General features: G+C 42.9%; 13 protein-coding genes and 1 riboswitch. Of the genes, 5 read left to right on the forward strand and 8 right to left on the reverse strand.

Going from position 1 to position 15,843, the window contains the following annotated elements; translation table 11 throughout:
- Positions 1-27 precede the first annotated feature (27 nt).
- Both MTBPR1_RS15565 and MTBPR1_RS15570 read right to left on the reverse strand, forming a co-directional pair.
- A complete protein-coding gene (locus MTBPR1_RS15565) occupies positions 28-2,184 on the reverse strand; it encodes a sensor domain-containing protein (protein WP_069189960.1) in 2,157 nt (718 codons plus the stop codon).
- 38 nt (positions 2,185-2,222) lie between these two features.
- The gene (locus tag MTBPR1_RS15570; RefSeq protein WP_126465299.1) at positions 2,223-2,711 is read right to left on the reverse strand and encodes a hypothetical protein; all 489 of its coding nucleotides are present in this window, start codon (positions 2,709-2,711) and stop codon (positions 2,223-2,225) included.
- A gap of 427 nt (positions 2,712-3,138) precedes the next feature.
- Here MTBPR1_RS15570 and MTBPR1_RS15575 point away from each other — a divergent pair, with 427 nt between their 5' ends.
- Positions 3,139-3,963 (forward strand): HAD-IIB family hydrolase, encoded by an 825-nt coding sequence (locus MTBPR1_RS15575; protein ID WP_069189962.1) that lies wholly within the window; start codon positions 3,139-3,141, stop codon positions 3,961-3,963.
- Between the two features lie 21 nt (positions 3,964-3,984).
- Complete coding sequence (locus tag MTBPR1_RS15580) at positions 3,985-5,196, forward strand: glycosyltransferase family protein (protein WP_069189963.1); 1,212 nt, start codon at positions 3,985-3,987, stop codon at positions 5,194-5,196.
- Here MTBPR1_RS15580 and MTBPR1_RS15585 read toward each other — a convergent pair.
- From MTBPR1_RS15585 to MTBPR1_RS15605, 5 genes are read right to left on the reverse strand one after another with little or no spacing between them, the layout of a single operon-like run.
- A complete protein-coding gene (locus tag MTBPR1_RS15585) occupies positions 5,193-6,929 on the reverse strand; it encodes a sugar phosphorylase (protein ID WP_069189964.1) in 1,737 nt (578 codons plus the stop codon). The two genes, MTBPR1_RS15580 and MTBPR1_RS15585, sit on opposite strands and share 4 nt — an antisense overlap.
- A 3-nt stretch (positions 6,930-6,932) precedes the next feature.
- Complete coding sequence (locus MTBPR1_RS15590) at positions 6,933-7,667, reverse strand: proteasome-type protease (RefSeq protein WP_069189965.1); 735 nt, start codon at positions 7,665-7,667, stop codon at positions 6,933-6,935.
- Between the two features lie 19 nt (positions 7,668-7,686).
- The gene (locus tag MTBPR1_RS15595) at positions 7,687-8,487 is read right to left on the reverse strand and encodes a transglutaminase family protein (protein WP_069189966.1); all 801 of its coding nucleotides are present in this window, start codon (positions 8,485-8,487) and stop codon (positions 7,687-7,689) included.
- On the reverse strand, positions 8,484-9,428 hold the full coding sequence (locus MTBPR1_RS15600) for an alpha-E domain-containing protein (RefSeq protein ID WP_069189967.1): 945 nt from the start codon (positions 9,426-9,428) through the stop codon (positions 8,484-8,486). Before MTBPR1_RS15600 ends, MTBPR1_RS15595 begins: the two co-directional genes overlap by 4 nt.
- Complete coding sequence (locus MTBPR1_RS15605; protein ID WP_069189968.1) at positions 9,409-10,851, reverse strand: circularly permuted type 2 ATP-grasp protein; 1,443 nt, start codon at positions 10,849-10,851, stop codon at positions 9,409-9,411. Before MTBPR1_RS15605 ends, MTBPR1_RS15600 begins: the two co-directional genes overlap by 20 nt.
- Before the next feature lie 552 nt (positions 10,852-11,403).
- Here MTBPR1_RS15605 and MTBPR1_RS15610 point away from each other — a divergent pair.
- Complete coding sequence (locus MTBPR1_RS15610; RefSeq protein ID WP_069189969.1) at positions 11,404-11,847, forward strand: NUDIX hydrolase; 444 nt, start codon at positions 11,404-11,406, stop codon at positions 11,845-11,847.
- 263 nt (positions 11,848-12,110) lie between these two features.
- On the opposite strand, the gene MTBPR1_RS15620 is transcribed toward MTBPR1_RS15610, so the two are convergent.
- Entirely contained in the window at positions 12,111-13,505 is a 1,395-nt protein-coding gene (locus MTBPR1_RS15620; protein ID WP_069189971.1) for an aminotransferase-like domain-containing protein, read from the reverse strand.
- Between the two features lie 151 nt (positions 13,506-13,656).
- On the opposite strand from MTBPR1_RS15620, the gene ccoG reads away from it, so the two are divergent.
- Together ccoG and MTBPR1_RS15630 are read left to right on the forward strand one after the other, a co-directional pair.
- Positions 13,657-15,093, forward strand: coding sequence for a cytochrome c oxidase accessory protein CcoG (gene ccoG / locus MTBPR1_RS15625; RefSeq protein WP_069189972.1), 1,437 nt, complete (start codon positions 13,657-13,659; stop codon positions 15,091-15,093).
- Between the two features lie 162 nt (positions 15,094-15,255).
- Positions 15,256-15,345, forward strand: a riboswitch (glycine riboswitch).
- A 165-nt stretch (positions 15,346-15,510) separates the two neighbouring features.
- A complete protein-coding gene (locus MTBPR1_RS15630) occupies positions 15,511-15,837 on the forward strand; it encodes a glycine cleavage system protein H (protein ID WP_205631259.1) in 327 nt (108 codons plus the stop codon).
- Positions 15,838-15,843 lie beyond the last annotated feature (6 nt).

Below are 15,843 nucleotides of genomic sequence, written 5' to 3' on the forward strand. Positions count from 1 at the left end.
TCAGCCAAGAGAAGACTTTGAAATCTTTTATTTGTTAGGAGCCAACATTGCGTCAAATTCCTTTATTGGAACAGGACGGCCAAATAGATATCCCTGAAGCATATGACAATTTTGATCTAAAAGAAATCTTTCCTGAATCTCTTCCTCTACACCCTCTGCGATAACTTCCATCCTCATATGAGAAGCAATTCCGACAATCACTTCAACCAAGCTATTATCAGCAGAACGGTTCCCGATGTTATCTACAAAGGATTTGTCAATTTTGAGCTTTGTAAAAGGTAACTGTGCAAGATAGGAAAGTGACGAGAACCCTGTGCCAAAGTCATCAATGGAACACTCTACACCCATTTCCTTTAAGATGCTGAGTTTTGAAATAACCTCATCAAGATGATTTAAGGAGATGCTTTCTGTAAGTTCCAGTTGGAGTAGGTTTGGATTTATGTCGTATTCTTGAAGGCACATTTTTAGGTGAGAAAGAAATTCGACCTGATGAAATTGATGTGCGCTGACATTGACTGAGAGTACTAAATCTTTTGTAGACGCTTTCTTCTGCCACAACTCGATTTGTGCGCAGGCTTTTTCCAGTACCCATTTGCCAATGGGCAAAATCAAGCCTGTCTCTTCAGCAAGTGGAATAAACTCTAATGGCGATGTTAAACCACGCTCAGGATGATGCCAACGAATTAACGCCTCAGCACCAACAGTTTGACCTTTTGAATTCACCTGTGCTTGGTAATATAGTTCAAATTGTTCTCTGTTAATGGCTCTGTGTAATTCACTTTCTAGGGCTGCCCGATTAGCAATTGCCAATTGCATTTCCGGATCGAAAAAGTGGAATGTATTGCGTCCAGAATTTTTAGATTCATACATTGCAATGTCTGCGCGCTGAAGTAACTCAGCAGTTGTTTCAGTTCCCTCATACATGCAAAGGCCGATACTCGCTGTACACCGCACTTTAAAGCCTTTTAACTGGTATGGTCTGGCCAGGCTTTCTAAAATTTTACCCGATACTTTTTTTGCCTGGATTGCAGCCGTTACCGAGTTTTTATCTAACATTTCAAGAAGAACGACAAATTCATCGCCACCAATACGCGCGACACTATCTTTTTCGCGCAGTCCTTCCTTTAAGCGTTTGGAAGCTTCAATTAAAAGTAAATCGCCAAAGTCATGCCCACGTGTATCGTTATGAATTTTAAAATTATCCAGATCGACAAACAAGATTGCTCCGCAATGCTTTTCACGCTTTGCTAAAGCTAAAGCATGCGCAACTTTCTCCTCTAACATCCGTCGATTGGGAAGCTTGGTAAGCTGGTCTACGTAAACCATTTGAGCAACTTCATTCTGGACTTTTTTGCTCGCGGTTAAATCAAAGAAAGTCCCAATATAATGAAGGGGCTCACCTTCCGAATTATAGACCGCAGCTATACTCAATCGTTCGGGGAAAACTCTTCCATCCTTGCGGCGGTTCCAAATCTCACCTTGCCACCTTCCTTTTGTTAATAAGGATGACCACAGTTTTTTGTAAAATTCTTTATCGTGCCTGCCAGAACTTAGCAGACTCATTGGTTGTCCAATTGCGTCTTTTTCGTCATATCCTGTTAAATCTGTAAACGCTTTATTGATTTGTTCGATAATGCCCTTAGAGTTAGTAACCACAGTACCTGAAAGAGATTCAAAAGAGATCGCCTGGAGAGTTTGTTTGTCAGCCCATAATTTCTGGTCTGAAATGTCAAAAAGTATCGCCCGGTATTGGTAAGGGGTACTATTTGAATCAACATTTTCAGTCATATTCATAGAAACTGTTTTGATTGTCCCATCACGGCTTAAAATATCTAATTCAAGGTCAACAACATATCTATGTTCAATGAAAGAAGGAAAATGCTTCTGATATTTTAACTGGCTCTCAGGTGTTAAAAAATCAGTCAGCCTTTTTTTACCAATGACTTCCTCACGGCTCACTCCTAACCATGAAAGTTCTTTAGAGTTGATCTGCAAGATAACATCATCGCAATCAGAAATATGACTGCCAAAAGATGCGAGTTCATGAATGGTCTGTATTTCACTTTCAAGGCTTGAAAGTTTTAAGACAATATTCTTTAAATCAACCCCAACCGATGGACAGCCTCTTCCCTTCATTGCAGATACAATGTTCGCAGGTGGAGTAGGGTTAGAATTATCAGTCATCTTACCTCCAAGAGTGGAAGGTTATTAGAATTTAACATTCATTCTTTTAAGTCTTTTGCTATGTTTTGTGTTTCATTTGCCAGTTTGGCTGCCGTCGCTGCGGCCACCGCGGCTCTTTTGGTCGCTGCAGCAGCTTCTGTTGAAGCATGTAGTGCGGTTTCTTCAGCTTGATGAGCCGCAGCGTTTGCCGCTGCCGCTGCCGCTGCTGCTGCCGCCGCTGCTGCTTCTGAAGCTGCAATTGAGGAAAGACTTGCAGCCGTTGCCGCTGATTGAGCTGCAAACACAACTTCCTGATTAGCAGCTTTCTGAGCTGCGATTTTGGCATTTTCGCAAGCTGAGGCAGAACTCTCAGCAGCGGTTGCTGACCTTAAGGCTGCTTCAAGAGCTGTCGATGTCATATCTTTCATTGACGTCAGCATACCGCTGTAACGTTCATTGACGACCAAATAGCTCTCTCGCAAAGTTGTTACTTCGCTTTCAAGATACGATAGTTTTTCGTGTATGAGTGTTTCAGTTTCTGAATTCATAACAATACATTATAGGTTATTAATAGTTTATGCTGCTCCTGAAACCGAGTGATGTCAATGACATTAGGAAGAAGTGCTTTTATTTGTTTTTCTTAGGGGTAATGAGAAAAAGATATAGGATAAAAATTGTACAGGTGACGAATTCGTTTGTGCTTGGTTCCCTGATCAATTTTTCCTTTGAAGGTATTATATAAGGGGCTGGCATAAATAAGGTTTCACCAGCACGCATTTTCACTTGTCCGCAATAGGTCTGCTTTCGCTTCTACAGCGGTCATAAATCCAAAAATGTCCACCTAACGCTTCTCAATGGGGGGCGATTTCTCGGGCCTAAATGACCGTCTTTATGCATGTCCACATGAAATGGAAGAGGAACTTGGCATATAAAATGTATTGATGGGTATATGTTTAGTTAAATAAGGAATGAGTTTTGACGAATGTTTTACAAAAACTGATTGTCTTTACAGATCTTGATGGGACTTTTCTTGATCATGAAACTTATTCGTATCAAGCATCGCTTGAAACATTGAATAGGCTGAAAGAGCTTAAAGTCCCTGTTATTTTCACAACGAGCAAGACATGGGCAGAGGTGAGGGACCTTCAAGATGAAGTTTCAATTTCTGAGCCTTGCATCGTTGAAAATGGTGCCGCTATTTATTTAGGTGAAAGTGACTTTTCACAATCATTATACTCTGCTCCTTACAAGGTACTGGGGAAAGATTATAATGGCATCTGCACATTTATTGATCAAATTGATCAAAATTTAAGCAGTCATATCCTTGGTTTCAGCCAAATGTCTGTTTCTCAGATTATAGAACACACAGGATTGCCTAAGCAAAAGGCAATAAAAGCCAAAGACAGAAAAGCGAGTGAACCATTTTTATGGTCAGGAAATGATGCTGAACTTAAAATATTAAAAATAAAAGCCAAGGAAGCGGGCTTAAAGGTGCTTCAAGGGGGGCGCTTCTATCATCTGTTATCAAATGTGGATAAAAGTAGTGCCATTAAATGGCTTTTAGAAAAAATAGAAGCAAAATACCCAGCCATAGACTTTCATACGTGCGCCCTTGGCGATGGCCCTAATGATGAAGATATGTTGAAGACTGTCGATACAGGCATAGTAATTGCAAACCCAAATGTTACGCGCCCAAACATCACGGGAGCGACGGGGCAAATAGTTTATTCAAAACGAATAGGACCACAAGGTTGGTCTGATGAATTGAATAAGCTTTTGTACGAACTGGGTCCAAAATAATAAAGCAGGGGATTTCACCAAATGTCTGACTTTTACCAAAAAGGGGTGATTTCAACACTCCATAACCTAACAGACCGTTCTGTTGAGGACTTGGAACAAGATTTAATAACTTTTTCACAGACACGTCCCATATCTTTGGTTCTGCCTTCTTTATTTTCAGAGCTAGAAGGCCCAGCTCTTCAACATATTGTCGATGAGCTTTCTCAAGTTCCCTATTTAGCTGAAATTACTATTGGCTTAGACCAAGCCAATAAAGAACAATTCGAATATGCAAAGAACTATTTCTCCAAACTCCCCCAACGTCACAGAATTTTATGGAATGAAGGGCCGCGTATGCAAGCCCTTGATCAAGAGCTCAAAGATAAAAACATCTCTCCACGTGAACTGGGAAAAGGGCGAAATGTCTGGTTCTGTTTTGGCTATACCTTATCATCAAGACGCGCTGAAGTCGTTGGCTTACATGATTGTGACATCCTGACTTATGACCGTAAAATGTTGGCGAGGTTACTGTATCCTGTTGCAAATCCAAACTTTTCATATGTCTTTGCAAAAGGGTTCTACCCCCGCATAAATCAAGGAAAGCTGAGTGGTCGTGTCACCCGTTTATTGGTGACCCCTTTATTACATGCCTTGAAAAAAGTCTGTGGTGATAATGATTATATTACCTATTTAGATAGTTTTAGATATCCCCTAGCTGGTGAATTTGCCATGCGTGCAAGCGTGGTGTCTGATATTCGCATCCCTTCTGATTGGGGCTTGGAAATTGGTGTTCTTTCTGAAGTCAGACGGAACTATTCAACCAAGGTCATAGCCCAGGTTGATATTGCTGATCAATATGATCACAAGCATCAGATTATGTCTGAAGAAGACGCAACCAAAGGCCTTTCACGCATGAGTATTGATATCTCTAAAGCCATTTTCAGAAAGCTCGCGACCGATGGTGAGATTTTCTCATTAGAAAAATTCCGTACCGTGAAAGCGACATATTATCGAACGGCCCTAGACCTTATTGAGAATTATCATAATGACGCCATGATGAATGGTCTTGTTGTTGATCGCCACGAAGAAGAACAGGCTGTTGAACTTTTTGCCCAAAATATTATGGAAGCGGGTCAGGTCTTTCTTGAATACCCTCAGGAAGTCCCCTTTATCCCCAGTTGGAGCCGTGTTAATTCAGCGATGCCGGGCTTCTTGTCTCGGCTTAACAAAGCCGTTGAGGAAGATAACGCTTAATCAGTTTGTTGGGTTATCCACACTGTTTGGTAGGGTGCGAAATTCAGTGTGCCCTCAGATAAATTGATTACAGCCCCGCTGATCAAATCAATCCACTTTTGTGAAGTGGAAAGATTAAGGTCTAATAGGGATAAGCAACTTTCTTCAGCTTGTAAGTTCGTTACCACATAGATCAATTGCTTCTCTCCCTTATGCTCTCTAAGGAAGCCGAAGAAACCTGAACTGGGCTGGATCATATATTGTGTTGCATCAGGGTGGAAGGCTGGTTGTTCAATACGAATTGCAAGAAGCCTGCGAATTTCATTGAATATCTGAGCTTGAATACTTGTCGCACCATCGAGTAATTGGATTAATTTTTGATAATCCCACTGATGACGATTGATGGAACGATTATGTTGGGTTTCTTCCATCTTTACATAATCATTAGGCGTTGCCAGCAGGCTTAAAATATAAAATGCGGGAATGCCTTGCAAGCTCATCATTATTGTTTGTGATGCAAGGAAACGCTCTTTTTGAAGGTGATCTGGCCCTTTGATCGTTCCCTTAAGCGCATCAAAATAAGTGATGTTCATTTCATATGGTTTTTCAACGCCCTCTCCAATGGAACGTGTGGTCACAGTTCCCCCAAATAATTCGATGGTATTGAGCAAAATATCAATATCATTCTTGGAAAGCAGCCCTTCAACAGGGCGCAATCCAATTCCATCGTGTGAGGCGGTGAAATTTAAATAGCTACACCCATTTTGCAAAGGCGGTGTACTCGCCGCCCAATGGCGCAAAAACTCAGAGCGCCCGGTTAACAGGGCATGTAGAAGTAGAGGAGGGAGGCTAAAGTTATAGACAACATGCGCTTCATTGGCATTGCCAAAATATTGCAGGTTCTCGTGATTAGGGACATTGGTTTCCGTTATGATAATGACTGTTTCATCACGCATATCTACAAGTGTACGTATTAGTTTTATGATTTCATGGGTTTGCGGCAAATGCAGGCTTGTGCTGTTTACCTCTTTCCATAAAAATGCGACTGCATCCAGTCGAAAAATGCGAACGCCATGATCAATATAGCGTCTCATAATTTTAATAAATTCAATCAATAAAGCCGGGTTGCCAAAATCTAAATCAACTTGATCATGGCTAAAGGTACACCATACATGTTTTAGGCCGTTTTTAGTTTGCGTAGGCCGTAACAATTCAAACGGGCGAGGGCGAACAACGTCGCTTAGATTATCTTCAGGGAAAGCCGTTTTAATATAATCGCACCCAGGGGCTTTTCCCTCTTCAAACTGTCGAAACCATTCATGTTTGCTTGAGGCATGATTAATGACCACATCAGCCATGAGTCTAAACTTCTGTGCAATATCCGTTATATCTGACCATTCCCCAAGGTCGGATCGAACCTGATCATAATCTTGAACAGCAAAACCATCATCAGAGGTATAGGGGAAAAACGGCAATATATGTACGCCATTAATGATCCCGCTTAGATACTCATTTAAGAAGTGCTTTAAGCTATGAAGAGGTTTCTCACCTTCTTCACAGAGGCTATCACCATAGGTGATCATGACCACATCATTTTGATCCCACAAATGCGTAGTTTCTTGTTGGTTGCTTGTCGCAGCTACCCCAAATGCAGCAAGAACATCACCTGCAAGGTCTTTATGGTTTGCGTTTGGATAGATCAGTTCAAGATGATGGCTGACATGATCTAGTTGATCGTTCGTGAACCAGCTCACCGCTTAACGTATCCACTCAGGATCAGGCAGCGTGGAGAACAAATCACGCAAACCTTGCCCCCATATATCGCCTAAACTATTAAAATAAGGATCATCTTCTAAAATAAGATGATGATACATCCCCTCAAAATTATCCCTTGGAATGAACGTTAGGTCGATAGGTAATCCAACGGATAAGTTCGACCTGATCGTTGAATTAAAAGAAACCAAGCCGCATTTTACAGCTTCAGCAATGGATAACTGTGGTGTGATGACACGCTCAATAATGGGTTTGCCGTACTTGGCTTCGCCAATTTGGAAATAGGGTGTTTCAGCAGTAGCCTCAACAAAATTACCGGCTGAATAAATATTAAACAATCGCATGCGGCGCCCTTTGATTTGACCACCAACAATCAGCGATGCAGAAAAATCAACATCATGATTTTTAAGGGCATCAGCTTCTTCCCCATGCACCTCACGCAACGTGGCGCCGACAAGTCTTGCAACATCAAACATACTTACTTGTGAATAGATGTTGGTTTTTACATCATCATCTTCAAGACGCTCTTCCAGACGGCTCAACACATTTTGTGTGATTGCGAGATTGCCTGCCACTAAGATAACGATACGGCGATCTTCTTTTGCATCAAATATAAATGTTTTGCGAAAGGTTGAGATATTATCAATACCCGCATTGGTCCGAGTATCAGACATGAAAACCAATCCTACATCCAAAAGCATGCCTAGGCAGTAACTCATAACAATCTATATTCCTTGATTACTCTTGTTTTTGACTGACTTGAACATCAATGTTCAACTTCTCACCATACCCGCCGGTACGTACACCTATTATAGGGGCTGCACAAGAATAGTCATATCCAATTGCAAGGCGAACATAACTTTCTGTCGCACTTTGTCGATTTGAAGGGTCCATACTGATCCAACCAAAATTATGAATATAAGCTTCCGCCCATGCGTGTGAGGCGGGCTCACCAATACCGTTGGTTATATATCCAGAAATATATCGACAAGGCACATTATGAACACGGCATGCTGCGATATAAAGATGGGCAAAATCCTGGCACACACCTTTTTTACTCTCAAAAACATCTGCTGCATTGCTCGTAACATCTGACACACCACTGACATAAGTGATTTCATTAGCAAGACCATTCATAAGCTCATGCAAGAAAGAGATATCGCCCTGTTCCTCACGTATATTCGTATAATTTTGTGAAAAGGCTTCAAGCTCGGGGCTTACTTCTGTCAATGGGGTTTCACGTAGAAACATAATGGGGGGCAGCCCGTCATCCAGCTTTAAGACGCCTGCGGTATCTTTTGTTTCAATTTCGCCTTCAACTATAATTTTCAGATCGTGATGCTCTGCATTTTCTGTGGCGATATGAACAATATTACCAAACCCATCCGTCCATTGCTTTAGGCTTTCAGGCCCCGTAACGGACCAATGAAGAACACGTTGGTTGCGATCATTTCGAGGGGTTAAACGTAAATACTGAACAGCTCTTCGTGCTGCGACTTCAAGCGCATAATGGCTTTCATGTTTAATTTTAATTATCATTGGACCATCATAAATTCATTTTGAATTGCGAGACTAATTTCATCAATCTGTTTGGAGAAATCACGCAAGAAATGATCTATACCGACCCTTTGCAATTGAGATATTTGCACAGACTGTAAACGATATTGCAGCTCATAAACATCTTTGAGCACAACAGATGAAGGATTGAGCTCCTTTAAAATATCAACCACGTCATTCACACAGGCAAGCAAAGACCTCGGCACTTCCTCATGTAAGATGAGGAGTTCAGCAATTCGGTCCACTTCTATACTGCTTGAGAATGTTTCCCTATAGGCTTTATATGCATTGAGCGCATGTAGCAGGACTGTCGCCTGATAATAATCAGATACTTGTAAATTGCGTGTTGTTGTCGCAAAATTATTGTTCTGGCCAAGATGCGCCCCTAAAAAACGCGCGGTGTAATCAGCTCTTTCAAGGCAGAAACCGAGATTTGCAAATTTAAGCCCTTCGCCTCTTCTCATGGAGCCTTCCATGGTCCCCCGAAACATATAGGAGCGATCAATCATCCAATCCAGATGATCATCAATTGAGGCTTTGCTGATTTCAGAATAGCCAAGATCACGTACGGCAAGCCATGTTCTGTTCATGCAACTCCAAACATCGGATGTCAATAAATGCCGTGTCGCACGGGCATTTTCTCGTGCAAAGCGCAAAGATGATTTAACACTCGAGGGATTGTTAAGGTCACACAACATAAAGGCTGTTACGCGCCCCTTGGTCGCAGCGCCATATTCTTTTGAAAACAGTTCTTCTTGTCCAGAAACCTGCAATGAAGCTAAAGACAATCTACAGACTTCTCCGTCATCATTATTTTTGATCATATTTGAATGTCGGGTGGTCTGTAATAAACGTACTATATTTTCTGCACGTTCCATATGGCGGGCCATCCAAAATAAATTATCAGCTGCGCGTCCGAGCATGTCCGCCCTCCAGTATCCAAGTGTCTTTTGTGCCACCTCCTTGAGATGAATTCACCACAAGAGAGCCTTCTTTCATCGCAACGCGTGTTAACCCCCCCGGCACCACTTGTGTTGTTTGCCCTGAAAGAACAAAGGGTCGTAAATCAACATGGCGTGGTGCAATCCCTTGATCGACAAATGTTGGGCAAGTCGACAAAGATAAGGTGGGCTGGGCTATAAAGTTTTCCGGATCATCTTGAATTTTTAGGCGGAATTCTTCAACTTCTGCCTTTGTGGCAGCCGGACCGACCAACATACCGTACCCACCTGATCCATGAACCTCTTTGACAACCAATTCTTCCAAATGTTCTAAGACATAAGCAAGATCATCCTTAAGGCGAAGGTTATAGGTTGGAACATTTTTTAAAATTGGTTCTTCGCCTAAATAGAAACGGATGATCTCCGGCATATATGTATAGACCGCTTTGTCGTCAGCAATTCCGCCACCAATCGCATTACAAATTGACACGTTACCTAGGCGATAAGCGGATAATAAACCAGGGACACCAAGGGCTGAGTCCGCACGAAATGCCAAGGGGTCTAAGAATTCATCATCAATACGTCGATAAATTACATCAACACGTTTTGGACCACGCGTTGTGCGCATATAAACAATACCTTCATCAACGAACATATCCTGTCCTTCGACAAGGCCTATCCCCATTTCTTGAGCTAAAAAAGCATGCTCAAAATAAGCACTGTTAAATTGGCCCGGTGTCATAAGCACCACATTTGGGTTTTCAATGCCACGAGGCGAGACAGAGCGAAGTGTTTCAAGCAATAACTCCGGATAGTGACTAACCGGTGCAATATTATTTGAATGAAAGAGGTCAGGAAAAAGGCGCATCATCGCTTGACGGTTTTCAAGCATATAAGACACACCGCTTGGCGTGCGGGCATTATCTTCCAAGACATAGAATGTTTCTTCATCAATGCGCACAATATCAACGCCGCTGATGTGAGAATAAACATTATGAGGGAGGTTTAAGCCGAGCATTTCTGGACGAAACGCTTCATTATTGAGCACCAAGTCTGGCGGGATAAGCCCGGATCTTAAGAAAGCCTGTTCATTATAAGTATCATGTAAAAATGCGTTCAGCGCTTTCACGCGCTGGATAACACCACGTTCAATTAAATTCCATTCATTGGCAGATATGATGCGAGGAACCACATCGAAAGGAATGAGCCTTTCAACACCACCATCAGCACCATAAACGTTAAACGTAATTCCAATTTGCCTAAAGAGAACATCTGCTTGATGATGACGCTTTTCCAGTTCTTCAACTTGTGTTGAATGAAGCCAAGCTGAATAGTTTTCATATGGCGCTCGAACATTTCCAGGGCCACTGCCACTGTGCATCTCATCAAAAAAGGATTTATCCATATTGGCTCTCATCATTTTGTTTCTGCATTAAATAAACGCATCAATCATGCCAAGTTCCAGCTAATCCTTTAGGGCTAAAAAGTTCATTCTTTAGTATTCAAGATATACCCACCGATAGAAATAAAGATCAGGTCAATGATTTATTTTAGTGCAATTGCAATTAATTTGGGCCAAAAAAGATGTGAGAATACTTTGATAATCTGAAGAAAATACGTAATATTATGTTCACTTTTTTATAAAGGCCCTTGTCGTACAGTTACGGACTAAGAGCCTGACTCATAAGTATTTGTTGTTTTTCATCAAGTGAGAAAGGGCAAGAATTAGGAAACTCATGCAAAGCGATGCGGCGCATCGGTTAAATGAGTTAACGCGATAGTTGCCCTTTCTCACTTGACCCGAAGGGTAGTGTTACATTCGTCCGTCAGGGCGTCAGGGGTTGTTTATGATGCCTCCAGCATCACCGCACAATCCCTTCCTGCTGACAAACGAATGTAACACTATGAAATATAACAAATACTTATGAGGCAGGCTCAAAACAAGAAAGAAGGCCCTATGGAATATCGTAAACAATCTTCTGTGATCCCCTATCGCCGACATAAGGGAAAATTTGAAATCTTACTCCTAACATCTCTATCAACTGGACGTTTTGTTCTCCCCAAGGGAACGATAGAACCAAATATGAAAGCGCGCCATTCTGCTGAGAAAGAAGCCTATGAAGAGGCGGGGGTCAAAGGCATTCTTCTCAAGCCCATTATTGGTGAATATAAGTATAAAAAAACACCTCAAAAAGGCGGTTACCATTGTCGGGTAAAAGTATTTGCCCTTGAGGTTCGCAAAGAACTAGATGAGTGGCCCGAAATGCATAAACGTACAAAAATGTGGGTGTCGCCAGCCAAAGCCATTAAAAGCGTGAAAGAAAAGAAACTGAAAAAAATTCTAATTAGTTTTGCCGAAACCTTACCCCGCCTAAAAAACAAAAAACCTAAGAAAGATTGATTAAAAAAGAGGGTAGGGGATTATTTTCTTTTCAGCCAGACTACAATCACGAAGACAACAATCAGAAACAGTGTTGTTAAAGGGAAGGCTGCGGGGAAACCGAAGATGAGACTGAGGATGCCAATGGCTGAGCCGCCAAAAAGGAGGCTCATGATCAGGAGGATGATACTCAGGATGAGTATACCTAATATAAGGGCGAATATTTTCTCAAAGAAATATTTCATGCCTCTTTTCTAACATACATAAGGCTGTCTGTCAGGCGCTTAGACAATGGCATTGAGCTCATTTGTTGAATAACGCAGGGTGTTTGTGATGGTGCTTAGTACCTCATTGGTTTTTTGGCTGGTTTCAGGTACGCCAAGGCAGATGCGCACAGCATTGGGGGGATTTGAGCTGACAGCAAAAGCATCCCCGCCAATAAGGCGGATACCTTGGCGGCGCAAGTTGCCCATAAATTCATGTGTTGTCCAGTGCTCACCAAGTTCAAGCCAAACCTGAAAGCCGTTGGGATCAGCCTTAAAACTGCCTTTAGGCAGAATGTCTTTGGCAATTTTTTGGCGGATTGTGACTTCTTTTAAAATGTCTTTCACCACAAGATCAGCACATCCACTGGATAAAAGCTGCAACGCCATGGCTTTGGTGATGGGAGACGCCATCATGGACGTTGCACGGTTTGATAAGGCCAAGGCCTGAAAGTTTTGATGATCTGGCACGCAGAGAAAAGAGATACGCAAGGCACTTGAAAGGCATTTTGCCAGACCGATGATATAATAAGATCGCTCAGGTGCAAATGTGGATAAGGGCGCAGGTGCAGAGAGGGCCAAGCCGCCATAGGCATCATCTTCAATGATTTTCACATCATATTCGCGCGCGATTTGGGCAATGGCGACCCGGCGCGGTTGGGACCATGTTGTTGTGGTCGGGTTATGTAGGGTCGGGTTGCAATAAAGCACCGATATGTTTTTTTCTTGGCAGGCTTTTCGAAAAACTGCCGGAATGATGCCTTCGTCATCCATCTCTAATCCCACATGGTGAATGCCGAGTTGGCGCAATAAAATGCTAAAACCGGGGTAGGTAACATTTTCAGATGCCGCCGTATCACCGGGTTTCAGCAAAAATAAAACAAGCGATAACAATGCACTTTGTGTGCCTGAACAGATCAAAAGACGCTCTGCACAAGCTTTGGGTAAAAAACGGCTCACCCAATGGGCGGCTTGTTCACGCTCCATGGGGGAGCCGATAAAATCCTGATAGCCAAACAGGGAGCGCGTGCTTAAACGATGGGTGACCTCGTTCATTTCGTGATGCATGCGCGTTATCACATCAGGGTCTGTGGGCACAGGCGGCATGTTCATCCCCATATCAATTTCCGCATTTGTGCTTTGTCGTGTGGTTGGGGAAGGGGCCGCTTTGCTCCCTTGAATGAAGGTACCTTGCCCGACACGCGCAACAATTAAGCCCCTTTTGCGCGCTTCCCCATAGGCCCGCGTGATGGTGGTGAAATCAACATTCAGTTCTTTGGCTAAATGGCGCTGGGTGGGCAGCTTGTCCCCATTTTGCAAACGGCTACTGGCAATATCAGCCTCAATCGCATCGGCAATGGCCCTATAGACTGGTTTGGTTGGGTTTAAGCTTGTTGGCAGCCAGTCTGTACTCATTGCAGCATCTTTCTTTGAAATCTGATTGTATGGCTAAAAATACATACAATGTGGGTTTCATGCCAACAATATTTGGTGTGATGTTCTTTTGTATGTATTGAAGCCCCATACAAATTGCTGTGAGCAGGATTGACAGAGTTGGAGAAACCTCATGTTAGATGCACATCAAATGGATATGGCTGTCCAAGATAAAAAGGGCCCGCTTTATGCCAATCGTACAAAAATTCATCCCAAGGCCGTTAAAGGGGCCTATCGCAGGTTAAAGGATTATTTCCTTTGGGTTGGTTTGGTGCTTTATCACCTCACGCCTTTGTTGCGCTGGGAGCGAGGGGAGGGGAAAACCAATCAAGCCATCCTTTTTGATATTTCTGGGCAACGTATTTACCTGTTCGGGCTGGAGGTCTGGCCGCAGGATATTTACATCCTGACAGGCGTGATGATTTTGGCGGCTGTCGGGCTTTTCTTTTCAGCCGCTTTATGGGGGCGGGCATGGTGTGGCTTTGCCTGTTTTCAGACCCTGTGGACAGACCTGTTCATGAAGGTTGAAGCCTTGATTGAAGGGGATAGAAACGCGCGTCTTCGCATGGATAAAGCCCCTTTAAGTGCAGGAAAAATGGCGAAAAGAGTGCTTAAACATGGCGTGTGGCTATTGATCTCCACTTTCTTTGCACTATCGTTTCTGTGGTATTTTGATGATGCCTTTGTGGTGACGCAAAATATCATAGATGGCGATATTTCAGGCTGGATTCTGGTGACTTTTCTCACCCTACTTGGCATGACCTATTTGATGGCGGGGCTGGCGCGTGAACAGGTGTGTTTATACATGTGTCCTTATGGTCGTTTTCAAGGTGTGATGGTTGATGAACATAGCAAGCTCGTCACCTATGAAGATTGGCGCGGTGAAGCACGTCAAAAGCCGGGTAAAGAGCGGGACTTTACCAATCGTGGTCATTGTGTGGATTGTACTTTGTGTGTTCAGGTCTGCCCAACGGGGGTGGATATTCGCGAAGGTAACCAGATGGGCTGCATCGGTTGTGGGCTCTGTATTGATGCCTGTGATAGCATGATGGAAAAGTTTGAACTGCCTAAAAAGCTGATTTCTTACGATTCTCAGCATCATATTGCACAGCGCGCGGGCCAAAAGCCCGTGGAGCTGAGCAAGCCAGCTTTATTAAGGGCGCGAAGCTCTGTTTATCTTAGTATTCTGCTTGTTACAGCCGTGTTAACGCTCTGGGGCTTTTCTGCGCGTGAGATGACGAAACTAACCGTGCTTAAAGACCGTGCACCGTTTTACGTAAGGCTCAGTTCCGGTGACATTCAAAACGCTTATACGGTGCGTATTCTCAATAAAGAAGATCAAAAACGCACTTTGCGCCTTAATGTTCAAGGTGACTTCCAGCCAGAATTAAAGCTGGTTGGGCAAGAGGGAACTGATTTTAACATTGAAGCAGCAAGCGTTGTGACCTTTAGGGTCTATGTTAAAGCAAACTCTGTGACGGAGGATTCCCAGCCTTTAATCTTTGAAGTGCTGGATGTAACAAGCCATGAGGCAACTCAAGTCAGGTCTGTTTTTCACGGCCCTTCTTGAAGAAAAAAGGGATGTATGTATTGCGAAATAATGTGGGTGGTCTCGTTGCAATATTTTCATATGGCTTGAAAAAGTTTTTGACATTCTTGTCACGTTTCACTTACCGTAGAGACGGTGAGCAGGGTTTTGGCCTTTTGTTCACCTTATATATCAATTTCTCATGAAATTCCTGTGGGAGAGACAACGTTACAAGTTGTCGCCGAAGGAGCAACCGCCCCGGAAACTCTCAGGCACATGTACTACAGGAAGATGAGACTCTGGAGAGAGATCAGGCAAAGACCTGATCCGCCGAAGGTTAAGTCTGAAAATTGTAGTGTCAAATTGGCACTGTTAAATCGGGCACTATCTCAGGTAAGCAGGACAGAGGGGGCATCATTTAACCAAGCCAGTATGGTTTGATTAGGAAGGTGCCTTTTGTTGGATTATTTACACCAACGTCAAAAATATTCTGATCATAGCAATCTATTGATTGAAGCCGATTATGCACATTTGAGCTCAATGGGGCTTTTCTCTATTGCTCGTGTTGAAGATATTGGCGCAATTAAAAGCGCGAAAGCTCTAAGTAAAATTTATCCCCTCGCATGTGGTGAAATTGTTGCCGCGAACGCAGAACTCGAAGATAATCCCCCATTGGTCAATCAAAGCCCTAAAGGCGATGCATGGCTATGCAGGATTAAATTTTTCGATGCCTCACAACTCGATGACTTGATGGACGCAGATGCTTATCAAGCTCTGATAGCTTAATAGAAA

This window comes from Candidatus Terasakiella magnetica (assembly GCF_900093605.1).
In the GTDB taxonomy this organism is placed as follows: domain Bacteria; phylum Pseudomonadota; class Alphaproteobacteria; order Rhodospirillales; family Terasakiellaceae; genus Terasakiella; species Terasakiella magnetica.

Coding starts and splice junctions, on each gene's coding strand:
- MTBPR1_RS15565 (WP_069189960.1), bottom strand. CDS start 2,184: ATGACTGATAATTCTAACCCTACTCCACCTGCGAACATTGTATCTGCA.
- MTBPR1_RS15570 (WP_126465299.1), bottom strand. CDS start 2,711: ATGAATTCAGAAACTGAAACACTCATACACGAAAAACTATCGTATCTT.
- MTBPR1_RS15580 (WP_069189963.1), top strand. CDS start 3,985: ATGTCTGACTTTTACCAAAAAGGGGTGATTTCAACACTCCATAACCTA.
- MTBPR1_RS15590 (WP_069189965.1), bottom strand. CDS start 7,667: ATGAGTTACTGCCTAGGCATGCTTTTGGATGTAGGATTGGTTTTCATG.
- MTBPR1_RS15595 (WP_069189966.1), bottom strand. CDS start 8,487: ATGATAATTAAAATTAAACATGAAAGCCATTATGCGCTTGAAGTCGCA.
- MTBPR1_RS15600 (WP_069189967.1), bottom strand. CDS start 9,428: ATGCTCGGACGCGCAGCTGATAATTTATTTTGGATGGCCCGCCATATG.
- MTBPR1_RS15605 (WP_069189968.1), bottom strand. CDS start 10,851: ATGGATAAATCCTTTTTTGATGAGATGCACAGTGGCAGTGGCCCTGGA.
- MTBPR1_RS15610 (WP_069189969.1), top strand. CDS start 11,404: ATGGAATATCGTAAACAATCTTCTGTGATCCCCTATCGCCGACATAAG.
- MTBPR1_RS15620 (WP_069189971.1), bottom strand. CDS start 13,505: ATGAGTACAGACTGGCTGCCAACAAGCTTAAACCCAACCAAACCAGTC.
- ccoG (WP_069189972.1), top strand. CDS start 13,657: ATGTTAGATGCACATCAAATGGATATGGCTGTCCAAGATAAAAAGGGC.